This is a genomic window from Pectobacterium jejuense (assembly GCF_026800125.1).
Classification (GTDB): domain Bacteria; phylum Pseudomonadota; class Gammaproteobacteria; order Enterobacterales; family Enterobacteriaceae; genus Pectobacterium; species Pectobacterium jejuense.
The window spans coordinates 80,998-105,079 of the sequence record NZ_JAPQKX010000003.1; the positions used below are offsets into that span (position 1 = coordinate 80,998).

The window sequence follows — 24,082 nt, forward strand, 5'->3', positions numbered from 1 at the left end:
ACTTACGCTCCCACCAGCCACTTATTCCAACTCACCAGCACCTGCTCCCGCTCCGCAACAAACCGATCCTTGCTGACCCGACCGGACAGCTCTTGCAAAGCCAGATGGTGCAGTTCATTGCGCATGGTGACGTAGGCCAGCTTGAGCGCGTTGGCTTCGCTCTCTTCCATCACGCCATATTGCGCCATCAGTTCCAGAATACGCACATTGTCTGACCAACGGGTCAAACGCGGTTCCTGAGCGGCGTAACGCAGCATCAGATATTGGGCAATGAATTCGATATCCGTAATACCGCCCGCATCCGTTTTGATGTCAAAGAGTGCTTTATCTTTGTTCGCCAGATGCTGACGCATTTTTTCCCGCATTTCTCGCACTTCGGTTCGCAGCGTCTCCGCGTCACGCTCGGCGCACAGAATGCTGCGGCGAATAGATTCAAAGGTCTGCTGCACGCCGCTTTCGCCGTACACCATACGCGCGCGCACCAGCGCCTGATGCTCCCACGTCCATGCCTCATTGCGCTGATACTCATCAAACGCTTCTACCGTACTCACCAGCATCCCCGCCGCGCCCGATGGCCGCAGACGGGCATCCACTTCATATAAAATGCCTGATGACGTCCGGGTGCTAAACAGATGCATCACTCGCTGTGCAAGGCGCAGGTAAAACTGACGACCATCAATACTGCGCTCACCATCCGTCATCACGTCTGAGGGACAATCCAGCAAGAATACCAAATCCAGATCGGAGCTATATCCCAGCTCCCAGCCGCCAAGTTTGCCATAGGCAATAACGGCAAACCCACGGCCTTCACGGTGCTGCAAATGGGACGGTTGGCCATAGCGCGCTACCATCTGTCCCCACGCCTGCTGAACCACCGCCGCGATAATCGCTTCCGCCAAATACGTTAAGTGATCGCTCACTTTCATCACGGGCAGTACGCAGCCGATATCCCCTGCGGCGATGCGTAGCTGCTGCGACTGCTTGAACTGGCGAACCGCTTCTAACTGCTGTTCTTCATCATCCTCAGGAACGCGCATCAAATACTGACGTAGCTCATCGGCATACGCACCCGGTGCCGTCGGCTGATACAGCGTTGACGCATCGAGCAGTTCATCCAGCAGCAGGGGATAGCGCGCCAGTTGGCTGGCAACCATTGGCGACGCCGCGCACAGGCGAATCAGTTGGCCGAGCGCCGCACGAGACTCCAGCAGCAGTTCGAGATAGGTGGTGCGTGTGACGATCCCCAGCAGCAGCGGCGTCAGACGAGACAGCACCGTATCTGCTTCCTGACGAGCGCAGACTTCCGCCAGCAAACACGGCATGAGCTGATCCAGCACGTCTCGCCCGCGCGGCCCTATCGTGCGTTTCGCCACATCGTGGCGGAACTCCACAATCGTCCGCATCAGCTTTTCACGCACGTTTTCCGAGAGATGCGGCGTCAGCGGAGCCAGCTCGCCATCATCCAGCGTGTCCTGCCATAGGCTGCTATAGCTGCTATGTTCAGGGATGTCATTATTGTCCGGCGCATCATCGCCAATCAGGTCATCAAATACATGGCGCACCGCCTGCATATGCTGTTCCAGCATGGATTGCAGCGCGTCCCAGTTATCGAAACCCATTCCCCATGCCAGCCGCTGCTGATTCAGCTCATCACCCGGCAAGGTTTGCGTCTGCTCATCGGCAATCGCCTGCAACAGGTTCTCTAAACGGCGCAGAAACAGATAAGAAGTACTGAGATCGAGCACCTGCTGCGGCGTTAATAATCCCAGAGTGCCGACATGCTGGAGCGTAGGCAGCAGCGAGCGCCCCTGCAATCCTGGTTCACGCCCGCCACGAATCAGTTGGAAAACCTGCGTGATAAATTCGATTTCACGAATGCCGCCCGCACCCAGCTTGATGTTATTGCGCAGATCCCGGCGACGCACTTCGCGGGCAATCATGCTCTTCATATTTCGCAGCGACTGGATCACGCTGAAATCGATATAGCGACGGAAGACAAAGGGCTTCAGCGTACTGCGCAGTTCCTGACTGTAGGCATCGTCCATTCCTCCCATCAGGCGCGCTTTGACCATCGCATAGCGTTCCCAGTCGCGGCCTTGTTCCTGATAGTAATCTTCCATGGCCGCAAAGCTGAGCACCAGCGGGCCGCTGTCACCAAAGGGACGTAGCCGCATATCCACGCGATAAACAAAACCATCAACGGTCGGCTGATCCAGTACCTTAATGAGCCGCTGTCCCAGACGCGTGAAGAACTGCGCGTTATCCAGCTCGCGTCGTCCGCCTTGCGTATGACCATTTTCGGGATAGACGAAGATCAGGTCGATATCCGAAGAGAAGTTAAGTTCTCCCCCACCCAGTTTTCCCATGCCAAGAATCAGCAGAGGCTGAGCCACGCCCTGCGCATTGCAAGGTGTGCCCCACTCGCGACAACAGGCCTGATATAGCCAGCTTCTGGCCGCCACGATCACCACTTCTGCCAGTTCACTCAACTGACGCAGCGTGTGTTCCGTGGTACTGGTTTGCAGCGCCTGCGACCACGCAATTCGCGTCAGCATATGGCGACGAAACCGGCGCAATGCCGCCATCAACGCATTTTCATCGTTAATATCGACCAGCGCGTTATTCAACCAGTCAGCGTAATGCTGCCACTCTTCGGGCTGCGGCGGTTGCTGATGAATCCCTTGCCACCAGTCAGGATGCAGTGCAAGCGCATCGCTGACAAAATCGCTCAATGCCAGAACAGCAGAGTCACTGTCGGTTATCGGTTCATCAGGTGCGGCTTCCCGCAAACGCGACAGAGCACGCTGAGATTGTTCCGTCAGAAGCACAGGTAAAGCGGGCAAAGGAAGTATCGACATGGGGGTTCCCTTGATGCGCCGCCTATCCTCACTGACAAGCGGCAGTTAACGGTTACTGTGATGGTCCGCCGCTATGTAGCCAGAACGGAGACAAGTTCAGCACCTCTTTACGGTAGGCTTCCAGATAGGCAGAAGGAGCCTGCCCGGCAGCGAGCCGCTCAATTTCCTGGAGTAACGCCCGCCAGTGTGAAATGTAGGTTTCCACCTGCTCCGCCGGATAAGCGCTGGATAAGAGAAGAAACGCGTAGATATTCCGTTGCAGACGAGGGATTTGCTGTTCGTACTGCGCTTCCGTCAATTTAGAAGAAAAGGCGCTTTTCAGATCCGCGGTGCTACGGCTTAGCATAATGTCGGCAAAGCGTTTGAACGAACCCTGTAGTTTAATGCGATCTTTATTATCCATATGGTCACGCCAGCCAGACTCAACCAGCCAAGAAGTCAGTACCAACTTACTTTGCAGATAGTCGACGCTGTAGCACACTTCCGCACCGTCGGAGCTTTGTAGCCGAGCCTCCAGAGTGGCGAGTGCAGAGCGAAAAAGCGTGGTGACCTTGCGTAACACGACACCTCCCACCAGCACCAGCATTTCGCGCATCATCGCGCTGGCCTCTGGCAGGGCTTCACGGGCAGAGGCATTCCCTCTTACCCACAGTTCTTCGTGGTATTGCCAGTGACTCAACCCCAGCTCCAGCGCTGCGCGGATGGCCTGATCGATATTGGTTTTTGGATCCACAACCAATCGAGTGAGAGGCTGACACTCGCGAACGGGATTACCTTTAGCCAGATGATATCCGCGCGCCGCCTTACTCAGGCTGCCTTGGCGCATACCACCAAACTCTGCGATTTCCTTTGCCAGCTCCAGCAGATGGGTGGTCTGCCCAATCTTAAGTTCCATCTCCAATTCGCACAGCGGTTCACTCAAGTCGCCTGCACGAATCTCACCGCGATCTAAGGCAACCTCAATCACGCTTTGATAGTAAGTAAACACCCACTTTTCACGCGTAAAATCCGTACTAAACAGCGGATTGAGCGAGGATCGCAGTTCCACAACATCGCAATCTTCCGGCCAGACTTCCGCAGGAAACAGGCTGAGATCCAACTCAGCTTTCTCCAGCTCAACGTTATATTCTGGGTGTTGATGCAGCCCGCCAATCACCTTACCAGCCGTTTTCGCCGTCATTTCGTAGCGTTCATTTTCGCCACGAATACGCAGGCCGATGCCATTGCGACGCAGGTAATTATCCGCCGTTTCATAATAGGTATTGCTCAGACGCTGAGCACGCATGTGCTCATACTGACTGTAATCACTTTCCCAGTCAGCCAGTTGCGTCAGCAGCGATTCAACGCTGTCGGGATGAACAATAAACTTCAGCTCAATTTCTTCACTCATAGCATTCACAACACCAAGACCACGTTCATTATCATGTCAGTAAATAACATTTTACTTCAGCTTACTACTCTTACCGCACACACTCTTTTTCACCTGCGAACAAGCGCGCATTTCTTATGCAAACCTGCTATCAGTGACACCGCTTTCCCCCGCTTAAACAGGCTGCCTGCCGCCTTCTAACAACCTATCCCAGTAGGCATTATTGGTGTGAAATAGCTCTAATGGGGAGGTTCTAAGACTGTTCTCATTTCGGTTTATACATTGCCTCGTCAGACTTAAGCCTCTACTATCGGACCACCATTAACGCAACATGATGATCTTATGCAGAAATTAGGCTTACTCTGTTTTACTTTATTTTCTCTCACGCTGAGCTGGACCGCACAGGCGGAAGAAAAACGCTACATTTCCGATGAGTTATTGACGTATGTCCACAGCGGCCCTGGCAATCAATATCGTATCGTCGGCACACTGAATGCAGGTGCAGAGGTCACGTTACTCAGCGTTAATGAGAACGCGGGCTATGCGCAGATCCGTGATGACAAAAACCGCACCACCTGGATTCCTCTCGACCAGCTTAGCAATACGCCGAGCCTGCGCACGCGGGTGCCGGAGCTGGAAAATCAGGTTAAAGACCTGACTGACAAACTGAATAATATCGATCAGACCTGGAACCAGCGTACCGCTGATATGCAGCAGAAAGTCGCTGCCAGCGATAGTGTTATCAATGGATTACGCCAGGAAAATCAGGATCTGAAAAATCAGCTTATCGTTGCGCAGAAGAAAGTCAGCGCGGCGAATGTCCAACTTGATGATAAGCAGCGCACCATCATTCTACAGTGGTTTATGTATGGCGGCGGCGTTGCTGGCATAGGCTTGCTGCTAGGTCTGCTGTTGCCGCACATCATCCCCCGCAAAAAGAAAAATGACCGTTGGATGAGCTAATCAGAACATGTGCCTGCTTCTTGCAGGCATTTTTCTTTGCAGCCAACGTAGCGGCGCAAAGATGGTAGTATGTAATGAAGTATTGGTTATTGATTCAGGAGCCCGACGTTGAAGATTTACCTTGTCGGCGGCGCTGTTCGGGACAGCCTGCTGGGTTTACCCGTCACCGAGAAAGATTGGGTGGTGGTCGGCGCGACGCCGGAGAACCTGCTCTCGCAGGGCTACCAGCAGGTTGGAAAGGATTTCCCCGTCTTCTTACACCCCGTTAGCCGCGATGAATACGCTCTCGCGCGCACCGAACGCAAATCTGGCAAAGGCTATACTGGGTTTGTCTGTCATGCCGCACCCGATGTCACGTTAGAGCAGGATTTGCTGCGCCGCGATTTGACCATCAATGCCATTGCCCGCACCGAGCAAGGCGACCTTATCGATCCTTATCACGGTCGTCGCGATCTTGAGAATCGCGTGCTACGCCACGTCTCCGACGCATTCAGCGAAGATCCGTTACGGGTGCTGCGCGTCGCCCGTTTTGCCGCGCGTTTTGCGCATCTCGGCTTCCAGATTGCCGAAGAAACCATGGCGCTGATGCAAAAAATGGCGCATGAGGGCGAACTGGCTTACCTGACGCCAGAGCGCGTCTGGAAAGAGACGGAAAAAGCGCTCGGTACCTCGTCGCCAGATGTCTATTTTCAGGTGCTGCGAGACTGCGGCGCGCTGGCCGTGCTGTTCGCTGAAATCGATAACCTGTACGGCGTGCCCGCCCCCGCTAAATGGCACCCGGAAATCGATACCGGCATTCATACCATGATGACAGTGGCGATGGCTGCTCGTCTCAGCCCTGAGATTGACGTACGTTTTGCTACGCTGTGCCACGATTTAGGAAAAGGGCTGACGCCGCCTGAACTCTGGCCGCGTCATCACGGGCATGGCCCGGCGGGTGTCAAATTGGTTGAAGCACTGTGCCAGCGCCTGCGCATCCCTAACCCGATTCGCGATTTGGCAAAGCTGGTTGCGGAATATCATGATCTGGTTCATACCGTGCAGGTACTGCAACCCAAAACCCTGCTGAAGTTATTTGATGCGATTGACGTCTGGCGCAAGCCACAGCGTCTGGAGCAGTTAGCGCTCACGAGCGAAGCCGATGCCAGAGGCCGTGCCGGTTTTGAAGAGAACCCGTATCCACAAGGCGACTATCTGCGTGAAGCCTTCCGCGTCGCCAGCCAGGTCAGCAGTGCGGATGTCGTCGCCGATGGATTTAAGGGCATTGACGTGCGTAACGAACTGGCACGCCGCCGCATTCATGCACTGGCAGACTGGAAAGCACAGCAGCCAGATTCATCAGGCGCGTCCTGAAACAAAGAGGCCACGCTAATGCGTGGCCTCTTCTCTATCACGGTCGACCTAAAATCGACGTTCTCAGTCTTACATAAACACCATGTAAACCACGCCCGCGACGATAAAACGGTAAATCGCGAACGGGACAAACGAGATGCGTTTGATGATTTTCAGGAAGGTTTTAATCGCAATCAGCGCCACGATAAAGGCCGTCACGAAACCAACGGCAAACATCGGCACATCGGCCAGCGACAGGAAATGCCAGCTTTTATACAGATCCAGAACGGTCGCGCCCATCATCATGGGAACCGCCAGAATAAAAGAGAACTCAGAAGCGGCATAGCGGCTGACGCCCATCAGCATCCCGCCGGAAATGGTCGCCCCTGAACGTGAAAAGCCGGGCCACAGCGCCAGACATTGAAAACAGCCAATCATAAATGCCTGACGATGCGTGATGTCATCCAGCCCGACAGCACGCGGCTGTTTTGGCTTGAACCATTCCGCCGCTAACAGCAGGAAGCCACCGATCACCAGCGCATACATCACGTTCTGCGGATAAAACAGCGACTTGATGACGTCATGAAAAATCAGACCAAGCACCACGGCAGGAATCATTGCCAGCAAGATGTGCGTCAGTTTCAGACGCCCAGAGGTTTGTCCCTCGTGTGGAACTTCTCCGAAGTGAATCCCTATCAGACCAAAGAGGCGGCGCCAGAACATCACGACAACGGCCAGAATCGAGCCAAGCTGAATGATAACTTCAAACGTCTTGGCTTTCTCATCAGCAAACCCTAACCAATGACCAACGATAATCATATGCCCCGTAGACGATACGGGCAAAAACTCGGTCAGTCCTTCAACCACGCCAAGAATAAATGCGATTAGCAATGAATGCAGGTCAGTCATCTAAAAATCCTTGCCTCTAATAAAAACGAAAAATGCAGCGCACAAAAAAGCGGCTGCGTACTTCCGCGAGCCGCTATAACTGGCTTATAGACTATTTGGGTTACGGTTTAGTTGCACGTAAATCAGTATTTATTCTGTTAAATCAGATTTATCGTGTACCGCGCTCAATGATGACGCCTACTTGACGTGCCTGTGCGACGGCACCCGGCTTGCTGAGCTTGATCCGCAGCCAAGGGATCGAGAAGCGCTGCATCAGCATGTGTGCGACTTCTTCGGCAACGCGTTCCACCAGAGCAAAGCGCTGGTTTGCCACGTGGGCAATCACCGCCTCGCTGACATCGGCATAGCTCAGGCAGTCATTCACATCGTCACTGGCAGCTGCCTGACGGTTATCCCAGCCCATTTCGATATCGAACACCAGTTTCTGCTGGATGGTCTGTTCCCAATCGTAAACACCAATAGTGGTGATTACAGTAAGTTCTTCAATAAATACGATATCCATCACGCCATTCTCTGTTTTTGTCGCTGTCGGATACCACTTCCGACGGAATGTGCGTATTATCCACAGATGAGAAGAGTAAAACGACCCTTATTAAACGTCTCTCTATACAAACTAAACGGAATAGCGTTATGAGTGTTACCGCGCTTGGTATGATGTTAATCGCGTATCTGTGTGGCTCTATTTCCAGTGCGATTTTGTTTTGCAGAATTGCTGGGCTACCCGACCCGCGCCAGCATGGTTCTGGGAACCCCGGAGCCACTAACGTATTGCGTATTGGCGGCAAAGCGGCCGCTGCAACCGTATTGGTGTTTGATGTTCTGAAAGGTATGCTGCCAGTCTGGGCCGCTTACGAACTGGGCGTTCCGCCGCTGTATCTTGGGCTAACCGCTATCGCTGCCTGCCTCGGCCATATCTATCCAGTCTTTTTCCACTTTCGCGGTGGCAAAGGCGTGGCAACGGCGCTGGGTGCCATCGCCCCTATCGGCTGGGATCTGACGGGTCTGATGACCGGCACCTGGCTACTGACCGTGCTGCTCAGCGGCTATTCCTCGCTTGGCGCGATTGTCAGTGCGCTCATCGCACCGTTTTATGTCTGGTGGTTCAAGCCACAGTTTACCTTCCCCGTCGCGATGCTCTCTTGCCTGATACTGATGCGCCATCATGACAATATCCAACGCCTCTGGCGCGGACAGGAAAGTAAAATCTGGAATAAGCTACGCAAGAAGAAGCAGCCAGAAGACGAACAGACGTCCTCCGAGGAATAAGACAAAAAAATTCCCGTTTTCACGGGAATTTTTTTATGAAGTATGACGGGAATTAGAATCGGCCGATGGCGGCAAACTCCTGCGACTGCACTTTAAACTGAGACATACTTTCTGCCAGCAGGCGCGCCTGATCTTCCAGTGAGCGCGTAGCGGCGGCGGACTCTTCTACCAGAGACGCATTTTGCTGTGCGACTTCATCCATCTGCGATACCGCCAGATTCACCTGCCCAATGCCATTGCTTTGCTCACGCGTGGCCGTTGAGATCTCACGCATCAGGGACGTCACGCGCGCCACGGCGTCAGAAACGTCATTCATCGTTTCGCCCGCCATTTTCGCCATCACGGTGCCTTCACTGACGCGGCTTTGAGATTCCTCCATCAGCATTTTTATCTCTTTGGCCGATTGCGCACTGCGCTGCGCCAGACTGCGGACTTCACCCGCAACCACCGCAAATCCACGCCCCTGCTCACCTGCACGCGCGGCTTCTACTGCCGCATTCAGCGCCAGAATATTGGTCTGGAACGCGATGCCGTCAATCACCGCCAGAATATCGCCAATGCGTGCGGAGCTGCTGGAGATCATCTCCATTTTCTCAATCATGCTCCCCACGGTTTCGCTGCCTTTATTGGCGATGTCGGATACATTTTGCGCCAGCGTATGCGCTTGCTCTGCACTCTCCGCGTTCAGCGTCACTGTCGCGGTCAACTGCTCCATGCTGGCTGCGGTTTCTTCCAGCGAGGAGGCTGATTCTTCCGTACGTGCGGCTAAATGGGTATTGCCGGAAGACAACTCGCGCGTGCCGACGTCAATCTGCATACCGGCATCACGGACGCGGCCCACGGCGGTTGCCAACGAATGCTGCATGGCCTTCATCGCCTGAATCAGACGGCCAATTTCATTATTGCCACCATCGGCGATGCGCTGGGTCAAATCACCACGGGCAATAAACTCCAGTTGACCGACCGTCTCTTCAAGCGGAGACAGGATAGAACGCTTCAAGGCAATCCAGGCTGCCAACACCAGCAGCAGCACGGAGATACAGGCAATACCGATGATCATCAGGCGGTTGAACGCGAAATTTTCCGCTTCTGCGAGCATGTTTTCCCCCACTTCCAGACCGAAGTCGCGGAATTCATTCGCCACCTTGTCCATCTTTACGCTAAGCGGTGGTAACACGTCCTGCAACAGCACGTAGTAGGCAGCAACATCGCCACGTTTCAGCGCATCAACCATCGGCTGAACGCCAAGATTCATGTATTGCTCGTAGTTACTTTTCACCTCTGCGGCCATTTTGGCACCGCGCTCCGTTACTGTGCCGTAGGAAAGAAAGCGTGCCATTTCTTTGTGGGAAAGCGCCGTGTAGGCTTCTGCTCGTGCGACCGATGCATTCGCCAGATCGGTCAGCCCGCTTTCCATCTGACGAGCCGCCAACGCTGCCCCCGTTCTTGCACGCAGTGACGCGGTATAGCTCCCCGCCAGCGCCGTGACTTCTTTGCCCTGAATCTTGTCGATTGTCGTAAGTGAAGTGATTCCCTGATTGATTGAGGTGATGCCAATTCCGCACACCAGCAATAACAGCAGTACCATCGTTCCTAACAAAGCAATCAAGCTCGTCTTGATTGTGATGTTTCTTAACATTTTTGTTTCCCTGATATTACAAATGATAAATAAATGCGGAGAAATGCTCCGCATAACGTGATCTCGATCATGTTTCTATCGGTAGCAAGCCTGCTTTCTTTAAAGAAACTTTAGTAACGAAAGTATTTTTACTTAAACGACTCGCGCCAGCGCATCGCGCCTTGCACACGCTAAAAATCGGGGACATTAAACGCTTTTTGGCTATAATGACGGCCACGCTATTTCAGGTTTAAGAGAAGGAAACCGACATGAGTCTGAACAATGTCCCGGCGGGTAAAGATCTGCCGGAAGATATCTATGTAGTGATTGAAATTCCCGCGAACGCCGATCCGATCAAATATGAAATTGATAAAGATACCGGTGCGCTGTTTGTAGACCGTTTCATGTCTACGGCCATGTTCTACCCATGCAACTACGGCTACATCAACCACACGCTGTCTCTGGATGGCGACCCGGTTGACGTTCTGGTGCCGACCCCGTATCCGTTGCAACCAGGCTCAGTGATCCGCTGCCGTCCTGTTGGCGTGCTGAAAATGACCGACGAAGCGGGCGAAGATGCCAAGCTGGTTGCCGTTCCGCACAGCAAGCTGACCAAAGAATACGATCACATTAAAGACGTTAACGACCTGCCTGAACTGCTGCGTGCGCAGATCGGCCACTTCTTTGAACACTACAAAGATCTGGAAAAAGGCAAGTGGGTTAAAGTTGAAGGTTGGGATAACGCTGCTGCGGCGAAAGCCGAGATCGTTGCTTCCTTCGAGCGCGCGAAAAACAAATAAGCGCCATACGATATGCATTAAAGCCCCTACGGGCTCAAGATATCGCATGATCAAAAACACCGCCTTGCGCGGTGTTTTTATTTATGGCGACCATGACTTGATTGGCGATTCGGCCTCAAGCCTCTTCTTCACTGCGCTTTAGCCAGTCACCGCTGGCAATACGCGTCAGCCCTACAACAGGGTGCTTGTACAGATAGATCCAGGCACTGCCCAGAGGCGTACGAATCAACTCACGTTGGTATTCGTGGCCGTCCCGCTTTAAGGCATCCAGTTCTGTCAAAATCGACGAACTAATGCGATAAACCTCGCAATGGATTTCTCCATCGCCGGGTACGACTGCCGGATAATGGCCGAGATCGTACAGCTCGAAACCTGCGAGCTGACAATCCCCTAACCATTGCGCATTTGTCATCCAATGACTGTTTCCCTGTTTGCGTCGTAAACTGCCGTAAACAATAATTCGCATCGCTAGAACTCAAACTGATAGAGCACATCTAATGCCTGGCTAATTCCAGACACCGCTTCCAAGTATAGTTTTGGCATCAGGCGATAACGTAGCGTTAACGTTGCCAAAGAATCGAATATGCCAACACCATATTTCACTTGCAGACCCGGAAGGACGTAGCCGCTGACGACAACCTGAGAATTATCGCCAACACCCTGTGTATCCAGAGCTAAATTACTTACGCCAAAGGCCTCGCCGATTTTACCCACAACTTGACCACTTTGTGCAACCCCTAAACCGACTAACATTGAGGTCATTGCCGAGCTATCTGCTCCACCGCTGTCCAAACCCTGTCCACGCAGCAGATAAGAAAGCGCTTCCTGCTGTGACATCGCCGGATCGGAGAAGACTTCCAGCTTAGGCGTAGCGGCCATTCCGGTAACACGTACGCCAGCGGTGACGTCATCGGCCGTGTTGTCTGGGTTACGAATAGCTTCGATATTCAGGATCGGCTGATCCGGCGGGCCGGAGAACAGAATCAGCCCTTTGCGGACGATCAGATCCTGCCCGTAGGCTTTAAAGCGGCCAGATGGAATGTCGATCTGGCCGTTCAGCCCTAATCCGCGTTCGTCCTGAACCATTTTCAGGTCGCCCTGTAGACGAGCCGCCAGCCCGAACGCATCCAGCCGCACATCATTACCGACGCGGATCGTCAGGTTGCTGTTAATCGGAATCGCGGCGCTGGCTTTCTTCAGCGGCTGGCGCTGTGCATCCAGCATCACTTCATCCGATGACACCGCCACCGCACTTTCCGGCATGTCTTTAACCACAATGCGTGCCCACGGAATACTGACCGATCCGTTTAATGCGAACAGCTGCGGCGTAGCCTCAAAGACAATATCCGGTGAGACATCCAGCCGCGCCATCGGCGGAATCGTCACCCGCAGCTTCTGGCCTTTCGCCGCAATCCGCGCACGCCAGGCATCAGGCTGCGACCAGTCCGCGTTCCCGCCGAGGTTCAACTGCCCGTTATCCGTTTTCAGGAAGCCTTGCAGCGTTGACGACATCCCACTGAAATTCACCGCCAGCCGTCCATTGGTCAGATCGACCGGCATCCAGTTGCCATCAATATCCAAGCGTTCCAACACCATCTGGCCGAAGATCTGAGGACGCGCCGCATCCCCCGCCAGACGCAGGTTCGCATTCAGTATCCCCGCCGCTTTTTCTCCTTTACTCAACGCAGGGTTGAGCAGCGCCAGCGAAATATTGTTGATCGTGACGCTGCCGCCGAGGTTGCGTCGGCCCTGTGGATCGGTCACCTGAATATCACCGCTGAAGCGTCCGTTCTCGCGAATCGCCATCAGCCAGCCAAGCTGTGCTCGCCCGCGATCGAGCCCGGCATTCAACGTAAAGGTATCGAAATCAATCGGCAGCGTGTTGCCCTGCATTTGCTGACGAACGCTGACGCCGTTACCCACCAGCGACACTTTTGCCTGCGGTAAGCCTTGTCCCGCCTGCCAGCTGATATCGGCACCGCCGGTAAACGTCCCGGCCAGCACCGTATCCGCCGTCAGGAACGGTTTCAGCATGGCGAGATCGAAGCGGTTCAGTCGAATACTCGCCTGTCCACTCGGTCCAGCTTCAATCGCTTTTGGTACACAAAGCTCCGCGTTTGGATTCCGCCAGCAGTGCGTACCGATAGTGATCTTCTGCTGCGCATTCAGGTAATCCAGCGCCATATCCTGCGTCAGACGCCATTCACCCACTGGCGTATCAAAGCGGGTATTGTTCAGCGTGCCGCGCCAGCGCTGTTCCTGACGATCGAAGCTACCCGAAAGTGCCAATTGCCCCGCAACGGGTTCGCCCTGCATATTCAGGCGAAGCTGGTGCTGCTTTTCATTGCCGCTGGCATCCAGCGTCAACAGCGCAATATTCAGGCCATCCTGCTTGAGCGCTTCAAGACGCACGGCCAGCTTGCCCTGAATCTGCTGTTCAGAGCGCACATCGCCTTCCACCCTCACACTGCTAATCGTCATCGCCTGCCAGCGCAGACCAGACGCCGTGATGTCCGCCAGCATCTGCGGTTCACGCAGATTGCCTCGGAGTTTGAGTGTACCGATGGCACGCCCCGCTAGGCCGGGCAACATGCCGTCCAGCGACGGCGCATTGATATCTGCATCCAACTGCCACTTATCGCTCAGCTCGCCTTTAACGTTCAGTTGGTTGCGACCTAACGCCAGATTCAGCGCTGGAATTGTCCACTGACCCGCCGCGTTACCGCGCAGTTCGCCTCTGGCCGTGAGCTTATTCGCTTTCACATTGCCGTCCAGACGCAGTTCAGGCACCTGTAACTGCCAGCTACCGCCATAAACGCTGCCGCGCGTCGTAATCTTGCCGTCGACTTTTGCAGGCCATTCAGGCCACTGTTTCGCGGTATTAATCCCGTTCAGCAGCAGCTCGCTACGCCAGCTTATGGCTTTGCTCCAGTCGATAAGCGCCGTCAGATCGGCATTTCCCTGCAACGCCGCCAACCGCAGGCGGCTCAGCGTAAACTGCTGTTCGTTGCCTTTGCCATCCAACAGCAGCGTCGCGGGGGGAATATCCGCCCCGCTCAGATCGCCGCGCAGCGACAGCGCATAGTCGGTCGCTTTGCCGTTAAAACGCAGCCTGACGTTGTCAGCTTGATACTGCGTTGCACCCGTCAGCGGCCAGCGCACGCGTTCGGTTTGCAGCGTCAATGCCAGCGGCAGCCCGGCTTCCGCCAGTTTGGTTTGCAGATCCAACTGGGCACGCTGCGGTCCCGAGAGATTCAGCGCCACATTCAACTGTTCGCGCAGGCCGCCATCAACCGTCAGTTTCAGCTTTTCGCCTTTGATCGGATCGACGTTCAGCACGCCGTTCGCCGTCAGCGAGACGGGCCAGTTCTCGCTGAGCGTCGCTTCACCGCGCACATTCAGTCCGCCATGCGGCGATTGCACGATCAGCTTGTCCAGACGCAAATGCTGTTGCTGGGTAGAGGCCTGTACGAACAGGTTATTAATCAAAATGTCCTGATCGCCCGTCAGCCGCAGCTGTTCGCCGTGAATCTCGACAATATTCAGATCCAGCGGCAGCGTGAACTGGGGTAAATCAGGTAATAGCGGTTTGGAGAACAGCTCGCTAAGGCGTTCACCCAGCGGTTTTTCAGGCACGGCTGGCTTGTCAGAAGCGCTATCCGTTTTGGATGTCGACGCTGTTGGTATCGGTGTCGTGGTAGTAGCTGCCGCGACCCTATTATTTGCCGCCAGCGCGTTATCGATATGAACGGTTTGCGACGAGCCTTTTTCGGCCGCTTCACGCACGCTTTCCGCCGTTTCTTTGATGACAGAGGCCATTTCTGCCGCCGTCACTTTGCCATCTTCCAGCACATCGACAGGGGTTTTCGGCAAGGCCACCAGCAGGGCGCTGATTTTGGTCGGCAATAGCGTCAACGCGCGCCCTTCCCACTGCATCCCGGTGCGGAATTCGCTCAGTGAAATCGCCGTGTCATCCACGGTAACCTGAACGTTGCTGAGCGTTAACTGACGCAGTGAAATCGGGAATGGTGCAGAGATTTCCGTGACTGGCGTTGAAGGCGGCGGTGGCTCTGCTGCCGCAGGCAAGGCTTTGGTATCCACAACCACATCGACGCGATTCGCCGAAAGATCGTTAATGCACAGTTGGCTTTTGCGCAGACATCCCAGCGCGAGCGACAGATGAAACTCCTCGCTCTTTACCGTCACGCCCGGCATTTGGTAGCTGACATTTTTCAGCGTTAAATCACGCCAGCCGCCGCTCACGCTGGCAATGTCCAGCCCCGGCACCACGCGTGATGCGGTATTCAGCAACAGGTGCAGACCCGGCGTAGTGCCCACCAGCAGCCCCACACCAACCACGAGCAGCAGTAAGAATGCCACGAAGCCAATACCGATGCGTTTCCACCAGCGCCCTTTTCGTGCCGGCGTCGTCGGCACGTTATCCTGCGCGACGTTTTCTTCTGTCACCAGATCCTGGGCTTTTTTTTCGTTTTTCTCATCCATCATAATTCAGGCCCCAGCGCGATATAGAACTGAACATCGTTCTTCTTCTCTGCATCGCCGATCGGCATAGCAACATCGAGTTTCACCGGGCCAATCGGTGAGGCCCAGCGTACGCCGACGCCCGTGCCTGTCTTAAAGTTACTGCGTTTGATGTCATTCACTGCTTCACCTGAATCAACAAACACTGCGCCCCACCATTTTCCCGTGACGTTGTATTGGTATTCGAGCGAGCCGGTCGCCAGCTTGGACGCACCGGTCAGTTTACCGTCGCTGTCGCGCGGCGAAATCGATTTGTACTTATAGCCACGGATGCTGCGATCGCCACCGGCAAAGAAACGCAGTGAAGGCGGGACGCGGGAGAAATTATTGGTTTCAATCCAACCCAAATTACCGCGCGCGACAAAGCGGTGTTTATCCGCCAGCGTACGAATCCAGACGTTTTGCGCCTGAACCACGGCAAAGTCGATATCCGATCCCCAGGCGGTGTCAGAAATATCGATGGAATAGCGCTGCGTATCACCCCATACCGGCATTAGCCCGCCGCGTTGGCGAGTTCGGTTAATGCTGACGCCCGGATAGATCAGCATGGTGGTATCCGTCACGCTCGCCTGCGTAAAGTGATCGAGGCTCCAGCGCAGGTTAATCGCCCGTTGCCAGCCGCTGGAGAGATCCCAATAGCGTGCCACGTTCAGCGTGGTGCCATCGGACTGAGTATCGTTGAGATCTTCGCGTTTGAAGCCGCCTTGCAGCAGGTAATACTGCTCAAGCGGGTTCTTCAGCAAGGGGATTTTATAGCTAAAATCGAGCGACTGCTCCGGCGCGGACACGCTCAGGCTGCTTTCCAGACTGTGGCCCCGTGAATTCACCCAAGGCTTATTCCAGGTCGTTTTAAAGCGAGGGCCAACATCCGTGGCATAGCCGACCCCGGTTTCAATGCGATTACGGGTTCGTGGCGTCACCACAGCTTCCAGCGGTAGCACCTTGGAGCTTTTCGACCGCTCGAAATCAGGCGAGACTACGACAGAGTTAAACCACCCCGTCGCAGAAAGACGGCGGTTTAATTCACCAAGATCTTCGCTGGTGTAAGCATCACCTTCGTGAAACGGCACCAGATTTTGCAGATAGTCATCGCGGATTTGTGCGCCCTGAAAATGTACGGCACCGAAGCGATAGCGCTCGCCGCTGTCAAAGTCGATATCCCAAAACGCCTCCCTCTCTTCCCGCATCACGCCAAGCTGGCTTTGCTGGAAGCGCGCATCGAAATAGCCTTTGCGTAATGACAAACCGTTCAGCCCGCTTTTAAAGCGATCGAAATCACCGTGGTTCAACACCGAACCGATTTCAGGGCGATCGTCTTTAACCAGCTGTTGGTAGTCTTTATCGTCATGCGCACCGCCGCGCAGGGTGATGTTCACCCCAGCAATTTTTACCGGTTCACCGGGAGTAACGGTGGCAATCAATACGGGTCGTCCGCCATTAACGGCAGGCCGGAATTCGAAGCCAATCTGTGGATCGTAGTAGCCGAGCGCGCGCAATCCCTGACGGATCGCTTCATCAACGCGTGAGCGGAAACGCCCATCGGCATTCACCTCATCAACCGAAATGGTCGATAAGCGTGCCCGTACATTCTTTTGTAACTGCCCTTCCAGCCCCATAACTTGCAGACGCACATTCGCCGCCTGGCTCTCTGGGGCCAGCATCAGCAGCGCGCACATCAGGCCAAGAACCCGGTATCGTGGCGCACCGCAGCCAGCAAAGCTATTTTTTTGTCCTGCTATGCCTTTTTGCCCGGTAACGCTTTTTTTTCCAATGAAACTTTTCGTTGAGATGAAAATAGTCACTGAGCTCCCTGATAAATCTGTCTGTCGCCTAAAACCTTGTCTTATAAAACCTATAGCATGGCTTTTATCACTTCGCCCGCCGCATTGACGGCCGTCGCTGTACGCTTACCTGACAATCCGCCACGCAGCGCCGAAATCTCCTACCAACTTTGCATGATATTAGTGATAAATACTAATTTTCTATCTTAAGAATAGATTTTCACCTACAAACATCAATATGCGACATTACAGATAAACATTACCTTAACATCAAACACCATGAAGATATAAAGACAGCCCAACGCTTCTTGGTTATGCTTTCCATGAAAACGGGTTATTTACCCAGTCTAGCTGGAGTTAACAACGTGATGAATTCAATTGATAAAACGCAGCGGATTACGCAATCCGATGCTTTACCAGGGCGTTCCACCCCCATGCCCGTCGCCAGGCTGCATGTCGTGCATGAACATTCGATGACGCATGTGCCGGATCACATGTCCGTGGCAATTTTTGCGATGGGCTGTTTCTGGGGAGTAGAGCGCTTATTCTGGCAACAGCCAGGCATCTACAGCACCGCTGCGGGTTACACTGGCGGTTACACGCCCAACCCGACCTACCGTGAAGTGTGCAGCGGGCAGACCGATCATGCCGAAGCGGTGCGTGTCGTTTTCGATCCTGCGGTGATCGGCTACGAGCAGTTGTTGCAACTGTTCTGGGAAAATCACGACCCCGCGCAGGGTATGCGTCAGGGGGGCGATATCGGTAGCCAGTACCGTTCCGCTATCTATACGCTCACGCCTGAACAGGAAAAGGCGGCAGAGGAAAGCCTTCAACGCTTCCAGCAAGCAATGAGGGAAAACGGTGACGGACGCGCCATCAGCACAGAAATCGAGCCTGCGGGTCCGTTCTATTATGCGGAAGACGATCACCAGCAATACCTGTACAAGAACCCGAACGGCTACTGTGGATTAGGCGGTATCGGCGTCTGTCTTCCACCTCAGCGTTGACCACTGGCGGTAATTTCACCGCTCCTGCTATAATGCGTCCGAACCGGGCAGCCCGTTGCCCGGTTATAGTCCTTCAATAACTACCATAATGTGTTCACCTTTCTGAGGATCGCTGCGTCAATCTCGACTCATGCGAAAACTTTAAAAATGATGTTAAACAGTCTATTACTGATTCTTTGTCTCATTGCCATCAGTGCGTTTTTCTCGCTGTCCGAGATCTCGCTGGCGGCGTCCCGTAAAATCAAACTCAAGCTAATGGCCGATGAGGGAAACCTCAACGCCGATCTGGTGCTCAAGTTTCAGGAAACACCGGGCATCTTCTTTACCGTAATTCAAATTGGCGTCAACGCCGTCGCGATTCTGGCCGGTATCATCGGCGATGCGGCATTTTCCCCGACGTTTTCCATACTGTTTGAACGCTTCATGTCACCCGAAGCTGCAGATAAAGTCAGCTTCATCTGCTCATTCGTACTCGTCACCAGTCTGTTTATCCTGTTTGGCGATCTCACCCCGAAACGCATTGGTATGATTGCGCCGGAAACCGTCGCGGTCCGCATAATCAACCCCATGCGCTTCTGCCTGTTCCTCTTCCGTCCGCTGGTTTGGATCTTTAACGGTCTGGCTAACGTCATTTTCCGCCTGCTCAAGCTGCCGATGGTGCGTAAAGATGACATCACGTCCGATGATATTTATGCCGTGGTGGAAGCTGGCGCACTGGCTGGCGTACTGCGTAAGCAGGAACATGAGCTTATCGAGAACGTGTTTGAGCTAGAATCCCGTACCGTACCGTCTTCGATGACCTCACGCGAAAGCGTGGTCTATTTCGATCTGCGCGAGCAGGAAGACAGCATTAAGGAAAAGATCGCCCAGCAGCCGCACTCCAAGTTTCTGGTTTGCGATGGCACGATCGATCAGATCGTCGGCTACGTGGATTCCAAAGACCTGCTGATTCGGGTGCTGGGAAACCAGAGCCTGACGCTGAGTAGCGGCGTGCAGATTCGTCCGGCGCTGATCGTGCCGGATACGCTGACGCTGTCCGAAGCGCTAGAAAGCTTTAAAACCGCGGGCGAAGATTTTGCCGTTATTCTGAACGAATATGCGCTGATCGTCGGCATCATCACGCTTAACGACGTGATGACGACGTTGATGGGCGACCTCGTGGGTCAGGGAATGGAAGAACAGATTGTCGCGCGCGACGAGAATTCATGGCTGGTTGAAGGCGGCACGCCAATAGAAGACGTGATGCGCGCGCTGAATATTGATGATTTCCCGCATTCCGGCAACTACGAAACCATCGGCGGCTTCATGATGTATACGCTGCGGAAAATCCCGAAACGTACCGATGCGGTGCGCTTCTCAGGCTATAAGTTTGAAGTGGTGGATATCGACAGCTACAAGATCGATCAGCTGTTGGTGACGCGTCTGGAAGATCGCCCGATTGTCTCATCAAGCGTGAAGATTGATAGCGACGATTAACCGCTAAAAGACATGCATAAGCCAATCAGGCTTCATAAAAACCAGAACGGCCCGCTACGGGCCGTTTCTTTATCAATCATCCCATCTCGGCCTGAAGCCGGATGACCTGGCGATTCACTTCAGACATCACCAGAAGATGCTGCTTATCCTGTTTCTTTGGCAATAGAATTTTGCCGTAGTCGAACTCAAAAGCACCAACCCCTTTTATGTACAGCCGCCCACGAAACAGGGTTTTCACATACTTGGCGACTTTCAAAGGATTGTAACGTTCGAAGATCCTCATCGTTTTACTCTCCCGTTTTATTTTTTTACGCTCTCCCTTTCGCCAACATGGCTGAGGTTATGGAGCGCTAATGAGATAACGGATACTGCTAATTAGTGCTGTAAAACGGCATTTAGTTCCCCACTATTCAGTATTCTTAACTGCTTTTACAGATTTTTACAGAGTAGTGTTTAAGGAAACCCTTAGTCATCAGTATAAACCTTCAAAAATAAGGGTTTTGTGCACTCGGGCACAAACCGTTTTATCGCAAAGCAGGACAGACCAGTTTCCTGAATCTACGCTTATTCCATAGCTCGATATTTTCCATCATTGATATCGCATCGGGCCCCACACTGAAGGACATACCATGATAAAAATACGCCACCTGCTCCTCGCGCTCTCTATCACGCCTCTGCTGGGGCTCCCAGCCTTAGCCCATACGCTGGTACTCAACCAATTGGTTCCTCCCGTCGGCGTCGCAGACAGAGGAGAACTTCAGTACCTTAATAATCAGTTTAGTTATAAAAACTGGAACAGCGCGCAATTGCCCGGAAAAGTGCGGGTGATACAACATATCGCTGGCCGAACCTCTGCCAAAGAGATGAACGATCCGCTCATCTCCGCACTGAAGGCCGCTAACCTACCGCATGATTATTACCAAACGACGACAATCGTGAATACCGACGATGCCATCATCGGCACCAGCATGTTTGTGCGCAGTAGCCTGGAGGACAACAAGAAAGCCTTCCCGTGGTCGCAATTTATTGTCGATAGCAACGGCAACGTGCGGAAAACCTGGCAGCTACAGCCGCAAAGCTCGGCTATCGCGGTGCTGGATAAACAGGGGAAAGTCCGTTTCGTGAAGGATGGCGCGTTGAGCGGGCAGGAAGTGCAGCAGGTGATGTCCCTGCTGCGCCAGTTGCTGGAAGAGAAATAACGAATCCAGGCTCTAGCTGATTAAAATAAAGAGACGCGAAAACCGGGGTTAAGGAAAGATTCACGCGGCGTGTAGGACAGCGGACGCCCTTGCCAATCGTTAACCTGCGCCCCGGCTGCCACCGCTACCGCATGGCCTGCTGCGGTATCCCAAATGTTGGTCGGCCCGAAGCGTGGGTAAAGCTGCGCTTCGCCTTCCGCCACTAGACAAAATTTTAGCGATGACCCAATCGCCACCGTCTGGTGTTCGCCCAACTGGTTGAGGTAATCCTTTAATTCCTGATCGGCATGAGAGCGGCTAACCACCACCAGCGGCAGACTAGCCTGCTTCACCGTAATTTGCCGACGTTGGCCGTTCTCTTCTTTCCAGGCTTTGCCGTCCGCCGCAGAATACATCACGTCAGTGACCGGCACATACACCACGCCCAACACGGGCTGACCGTTCTCGATCAACGCAATATTCACCGTAAATTCGCCATTGCGGCTGAGGAACTCTTTGGTGCCGTCCAGCGGATCGACCAACCAATAGCGCTGCCAGTGCCGACGGGTTTCCCATTCAGGCGGATCTTCCTCTGACAGCAAAGAAATATCGGGATACGCCGCAGCCAGCCCGTCCTTAATCACTCGATGCGCCGCAAGGTCAGCAGCCGTCACCGGTGAATCATCTTTCTTGTGCGCAACATCGACAGGATGTTGCCCTTCGTAAACCTGCATAATCGCAGCACCGGCATCGCGAGCCAGTTGGCAAACAGTTTCTAACATGATCGACCTCGTCGTTATCGGTTACACGTAACGCAGACTTCATCTCTGTCATTCATTATACATCTGTGAGGCAATCTACGATTATTGCCATTATTGATGTCATCCTCAGCATTTAGGGACGATAATCACTTTAACTTCATCATGATATGAAAGACACCCCCGATCGCCTCACGCGTCGACAATTACCTCACAAGGAGTTACGCAATGAAGCATTCACTGGCACTCAGCCTGCTTGCTACGCTGGTCGCCACGACCGTTCATGCCGCTACTGTTGATCTACGGGTATTGGAAACCACCGATCTACACAGCAATATGATGGATTTCGATTACTACAAAGATACGCCAACCGATAAATTTGGTCTGGTGCGTACCGCCAGCCTGATTCACGCCGCACGCGAACAAGCCACCAATAGCGTGCTGGTGGATAACGGCGATCTGATTCAGGGCAGCCCGTTAGGCGATTACATGGCCGCGAAGGGGCTGAAAGCGGGCGATGTGCACCCGGTTTATCAGGCGATGAACACGCTGGATTATTCCGTCGGCAACATCGGTAACCACGAATTCAACTATGGCCTGGACTACTTGCACAAGGCGCTGTCCGGCGCGAAATTCCCTTATGTGAACGCCAACGTGCTGGATGCGAAAACGGGTAAACCGCTGTTTACGCCTTACCACATTGAAAACAAGTCAGTTACGGATCGCGACGGCAAACAGCATACCCTGCGTATTGGCTATATTGGTTTCGTCCCGCCGCAGGTCATGGTGTGGGATAAAGCCAATTTGACAGGAAAAGTCACCGTAGAAGACATCACGGAGAGTGCCAAAAAGTGGGTGCCTGAAATGCGTAAGCAAGGTGCCGATCTGGTGATTGTTATCCCTCACTCCGGCCTTTCTGCCGAACCGTATAAAGCGATGGCAGAAAACTCGGTTTACTACCTCAGCCAAATTCCTGGGGTCGATGCGATCATGTTCGGCCATGCTCACGCCGTTTTCCCTAGCAATGATTTTGCGAACATCAAGGGTGCCGACATCAAACAGGGAACGCTCAACGGCGTGCCTGCAGTAATGCCGGGGCAATGGGGTGACCACCTCGGCGTCGTCGATTTCACGCTGAATAACGACAGCGGCACATGGAAGGTGGAACAGGCGAAAGCGGAAGCCAGACCGATCTATGACAAAGCGCAGAAGAAATCACTGGCGGCGGAAGATGACAAGCTGGTGAAAGTACTGTCCGATGCGCACCAGAATACGCGCGAATTTGTCAGCAAACCGATCGGCAAATCCGCAGACAACATGTATAGCTACCTGTCGCTGATTCAGGACGATCCTACCGTGCAGATCGTCAACAATGCACAGCGCACCTATGTGGAACACTTTATTCAGGGCGATCCCGATCTGGCCGATCTGCCGGTACTTTCCGCCGCCGCGCCGTTTAAAGCCGGTGGACGTAAAAACGATCCGGCCAGCTACGTCGAAGTAGAAAAAGGCCAGCTCACCTTCCGTAACGCTGCCGATCTGTATCTCTACCCGAATACGCTGGTGGTGGTGAAAGTTAACGGGCAGCAGGTACAAGAGTGGCTGGAGTGCTCTGCGGGTCAGTTCAAACAAATCGATCCAAGCAAGCGTGAACCGCAATCTCTGCTCAACTGGGATGGTTTCCGCACCTATAACTTCGACGTGATCGATGGTGTTAATTATCAGATTGATGTGACGCAGCCTGCCCGCTATGACAGCGAGTGCGCATTGATCAACGATAAATCGCACCGTATCAAAGGGCTGACGTTTAACGGCAAACCGATCGATCCCAAAGCGACCTTCCTGATCGCCACCAATAACTATCGCGCCTACGGTGAGAAATTTGCCGGTACGGGTGAGAAGTATGTGGCCTTCGCCTCGCCGGATGAAAACCGCTCCGTTCTGGCGGCCTACATCAGCGCGGAAACGCAAAAGTCGGGAGAAGTGAAGCCGCAGGCGGATAACAACTGGCGTCTGGCACCTATCGTCAGCGATACGCCGCTGGATATCCGTTTTGAGACATCACCGTCTGAGAAAGCCACAGCGTTTATCAAAGAGAAAGCACAGTACCCGATGACGTCCGTCGGCAATGACGAAACGGGCTTTGCGGTTTATCGCTTGGATCTGCAACACGCGAAATAAAGACTGACAGCCATGTCATCCACAGGCTCCTGCTTCGGCAGGAG

18 protein-coding genes are annotated in these 24,082 nt (G+C 53.7%); 8 read left to right on the plus strand and 10 right to left on the minus strand.

The features are described from left to right. Window positions 1-2: 2 nt before the first annotated feature. Together glnE and NXT09_RS06775 are read right to left on the minus strand one after the other, a co-directional pair. A complete protein-coding gene (gene glnE / locus NXT09_RS06770; protein ID WP_268579230.1) occupies window positions 3-2,858 on the minus strand; it encodes a bifunctional [glutamate--ammonia ligase]-adenylyl-L-tyrosine phosphorylase/[glutamate--ammonia-ligase] adenylyltransferase in 2,856 nt (951 codons plus the stop codon). A 52-nt stretch (window positions 2,859-2,910) separates the two neighbouring features. Next, window positions 2,911-4,248 carry a CYTH domain-containing protein gene (locus NXT09_RS06775; protein WP_268579231.1) on the minus strand — a complete coding sequence of 446 codons (1,338 nt, stop codon included), beginning with the start codon at window positions 4,246-4,248 and terminating at the stop codon, window positions 2,911-2,913. Between the two features lie 321 nt (window positions 4,249-4,569). Here NXT09_RS06775 and NXT09_RS06780 point away from each other — a divergent pair, with 321 nt between their 5' ends. After that, on the plus strand, window positions 4,570-5,190 hold the full coding sequence (locus NXT09_RS06780) for a TIGR04211 family SH3 domain-containing protein (RefSeq protein ID WP_010287218.1): 621 nt from the start codon (window positions 4,570-4,572) through the stop codon (window positions 5,188-5,190). Between the two features lie 108 nt (window positions 5,191-5,298). After that, the gene (locus tag NXT09_RS06785; RefSeq protein ID WP_268579232.1) at window positions 5,299-6,543 is read left to right on the plus strand and encodes a multifunctional CCA addition/repair protein; all 1,245 of its coding nucleotides are present in this window, start codon (window positions 5,299-5,301) and stop codon (window positions 6,541-6,543) included. 69 nt (window positions 6,544-6,612) lie between these two features. Here the strand turns inward: NXT09_RS06785 and bacA are convergent, their stop codons facing one another. Continuing rightward, window positions 6,613-7,431 carry an undecaprenyl-diphosphate phosphatase gene (gene bacA / locus NXT09_RS06790; protein WP_205551461.1) on the minus strand — a complete coding sequence of 273 codons (819 nt, stop codon included), beginning with the start codon at window positions 7,429-7,431 and terminating at the stop codon, window positions 6,613-6,615. Between the two features lie 148 nt (window positions 7,432-7,579). Beyond that, window positions 7,580-7,933 (minus strand): bifunctional dihydroneopterin aldolase/7,8-dihydroneopterin epimerase, encoded by a 354-nt coding sequence (gene folB, locus NXT09_RS06795; protein WP_010287496.1) that lies wholly within the window; start codon window positions 7,931-7,933, stop codon window positions 7,580-7,582. Window positions 7,934-8,061: 128 nt separating this feature from the next. Here folB and plsY point away from each other — a divergent pair, with 128 nt between their 5' ends. After that, complete coding sequence (plsY, locus tag NXT09_RS06800) at window positions 8,062-8,697, plus strand: glycerol-3-phosphate 1-O-acyltransferase PlsY (protein WP_010287497.1); 636 nt, start codon at window positions 8,062-8,064, stop codon at window positions 8,695-8,697. Window positions 8,698-8,749: 52 nt separating this feature from the next. Here plsY and NXT09_RS06805 read toward each other — a convergent pair whose 3' ends face one another. Next, complete coding sequence (locus tag NXT09_RS06805) at window positions 8,750-10,336, minus strand: methyl-accepting chemotaxis protein (protein ID WP_268579233.1); 1,587 nt, start codon at window positions 10,334-10,336, stop codon at window positions 8,750-8,752. Between the two features lie 248 nt (window positions 10,337-10,584). On the opposite strand from NXT09_RS06805, the gene ppa reads away from it, so the two are divergent. Further along, the gene (gene ppa / locus NXT09_RS06810) at window positions 10,585-11,115 is read left to right on the plus strand and encodes an inorganic diphosphatase (RefSeq protein WP_010278977.1); all 531 of its coding nucleotides are present in this window, start codon (window positions 10,585-10,587) and stop codon (window positions 11,113-11,115) included. Window positions 11,116-11,230: 115 nt separating this feature from the next. Here ppa and NXT09_RS06815 read toward each other — a convergent pair whose 3' ends face one another. The 3 genes from NXT09_RS06815 to tamA are packed head-to-tail and all read right to left on the minus strand — an operon-like array spanning window position 11,231 to window position 17,333. Then, window positions 11,231-11,581 (minus strand): gamma-glutamylcyclotransferase family protein, encoded by a 351-nt coding sequence (locus tag NXT09_RS06815; RefSeq protein WP_095992797.1) that lies wholly within the window; start codon window positions 11,579-11,581, stop codon window positions 11,231-11,233. 2 nt (window positions 11,582-11,583) lie between these two features. Beyond that, window positions 11,584-15,621, minus strand: a complete 4,038-nt coding sequence (gene tamB, locus NXT09_RS06820; RefSeq protein WP_268579234.1) for an autotransporter assembly complex protein TamB — start codon at window positions 15,619-15,621, stop codon at window positions 11,584-11,586. Then, a complete protein-coding gene (gene tamA, locus NXT09_RS06825) occupies window positions 15,618-17,333 on the minus strand; it encodes an autotransporter assembly complex protein TamA (protein ID WP_268579407.1) in 1,716 nt (571 codons plus the stop codon). Before tamA ends, tamB begins: the two co-directional genes overlap by 4 nt. Before the next feature lie 473 nt (window positions 17,334-17,806). Between tamA and msrA the strand changes: the two genes are divergently transcribed. Next, entirely contained in the window at window positions 17,807-18,445 is a 639-nt protein-coding gene (gene msrA / locus NXT09_RS06830) for a peptide-methionine (S)-S-oxide reductase MsrA (RefSeq protein ID WP_268579408.1), read from the plus strand. 150 nt (window positions 18,446-18,595) lie between these two features. After that, entirely contained in the window at window positions 18,596-19,921 is a 1,326-nt protein-coding gene (gene paeA, locus NXT09_RS06835; RefSeq protein WP_039361310.1) for a polyamine export protein PaeA, read from the plus strand. Between the two features lie 76 nt (window positions 19,922-19,997). On the opposite strand, the gene NXT09_RS06840 is transcribed toward paeA, so the two are convergent. Beyond that, a complete protein-coding gene (locus NXT09_RS06840; protein ID WP_005974755.1) occupies window positions 19,998-20,204 on the minus strand; it encodes a DUF1107 domain-containing protein in 207 nt (68 codons plus the stop codon). 346 nt (window positions 20,205-20,550) lie between these two features. Here NXT09_RS06840 and NXT09_RS06845 point away from each other — a divergent pair, with 346 nt between their 5' ends. Continuing rightward, window positions 20,551-21,120 (plus strand): YtfJ family protein, encoded by a 570-nt coding sequence (locus NXT09_RS06845; RefSeq protein WP_010279011.1) that lies wholly within the window; start codon window positions 20,551-20,553, stop codon window positions 21,118-21,120. A 20-nt stretch (window positions 21,121-21,140) separates the two neighbouring features. Here NXT09_RS06845 and cysQ read toward each other — a convergent pair whose 3' ends face one another. Further along, complete coding sequence (gene cysQ, locus NXT09_RS06850) at window positions 21,141-21,881, minus strand: 3'(2'),5'-bisphosphate nucleotidase CysQ (RefSeq protein ID WP_268579235.1); 741 nt, start codon at window positions 21,879-21,881, stop codon at window positions 21,141-21,143. A gap of 204 nt (window positions 21,882-22,085) precedes the next feature. On the opposite strand from cysQ, the gene NXT09_RS06855 reads away from it, so the two are divergent. Beyond that, on the plus strand, window positions 22,086-24,038 hold the full coding sequence (locus NXT09_RS06855) for a bifunctional 2',3'-cyclic-nucleotide 2'-phosphodiesterase/3'-nucleotidase (RefSeq protein ID WP_268579236.1): 1,953 nt from the start codon (window positions 22,086-22,088) through the stop codon (window positions 24,036-24,038). Window positions 24,039-24,082: the final 44 nt, after the last annotated feature.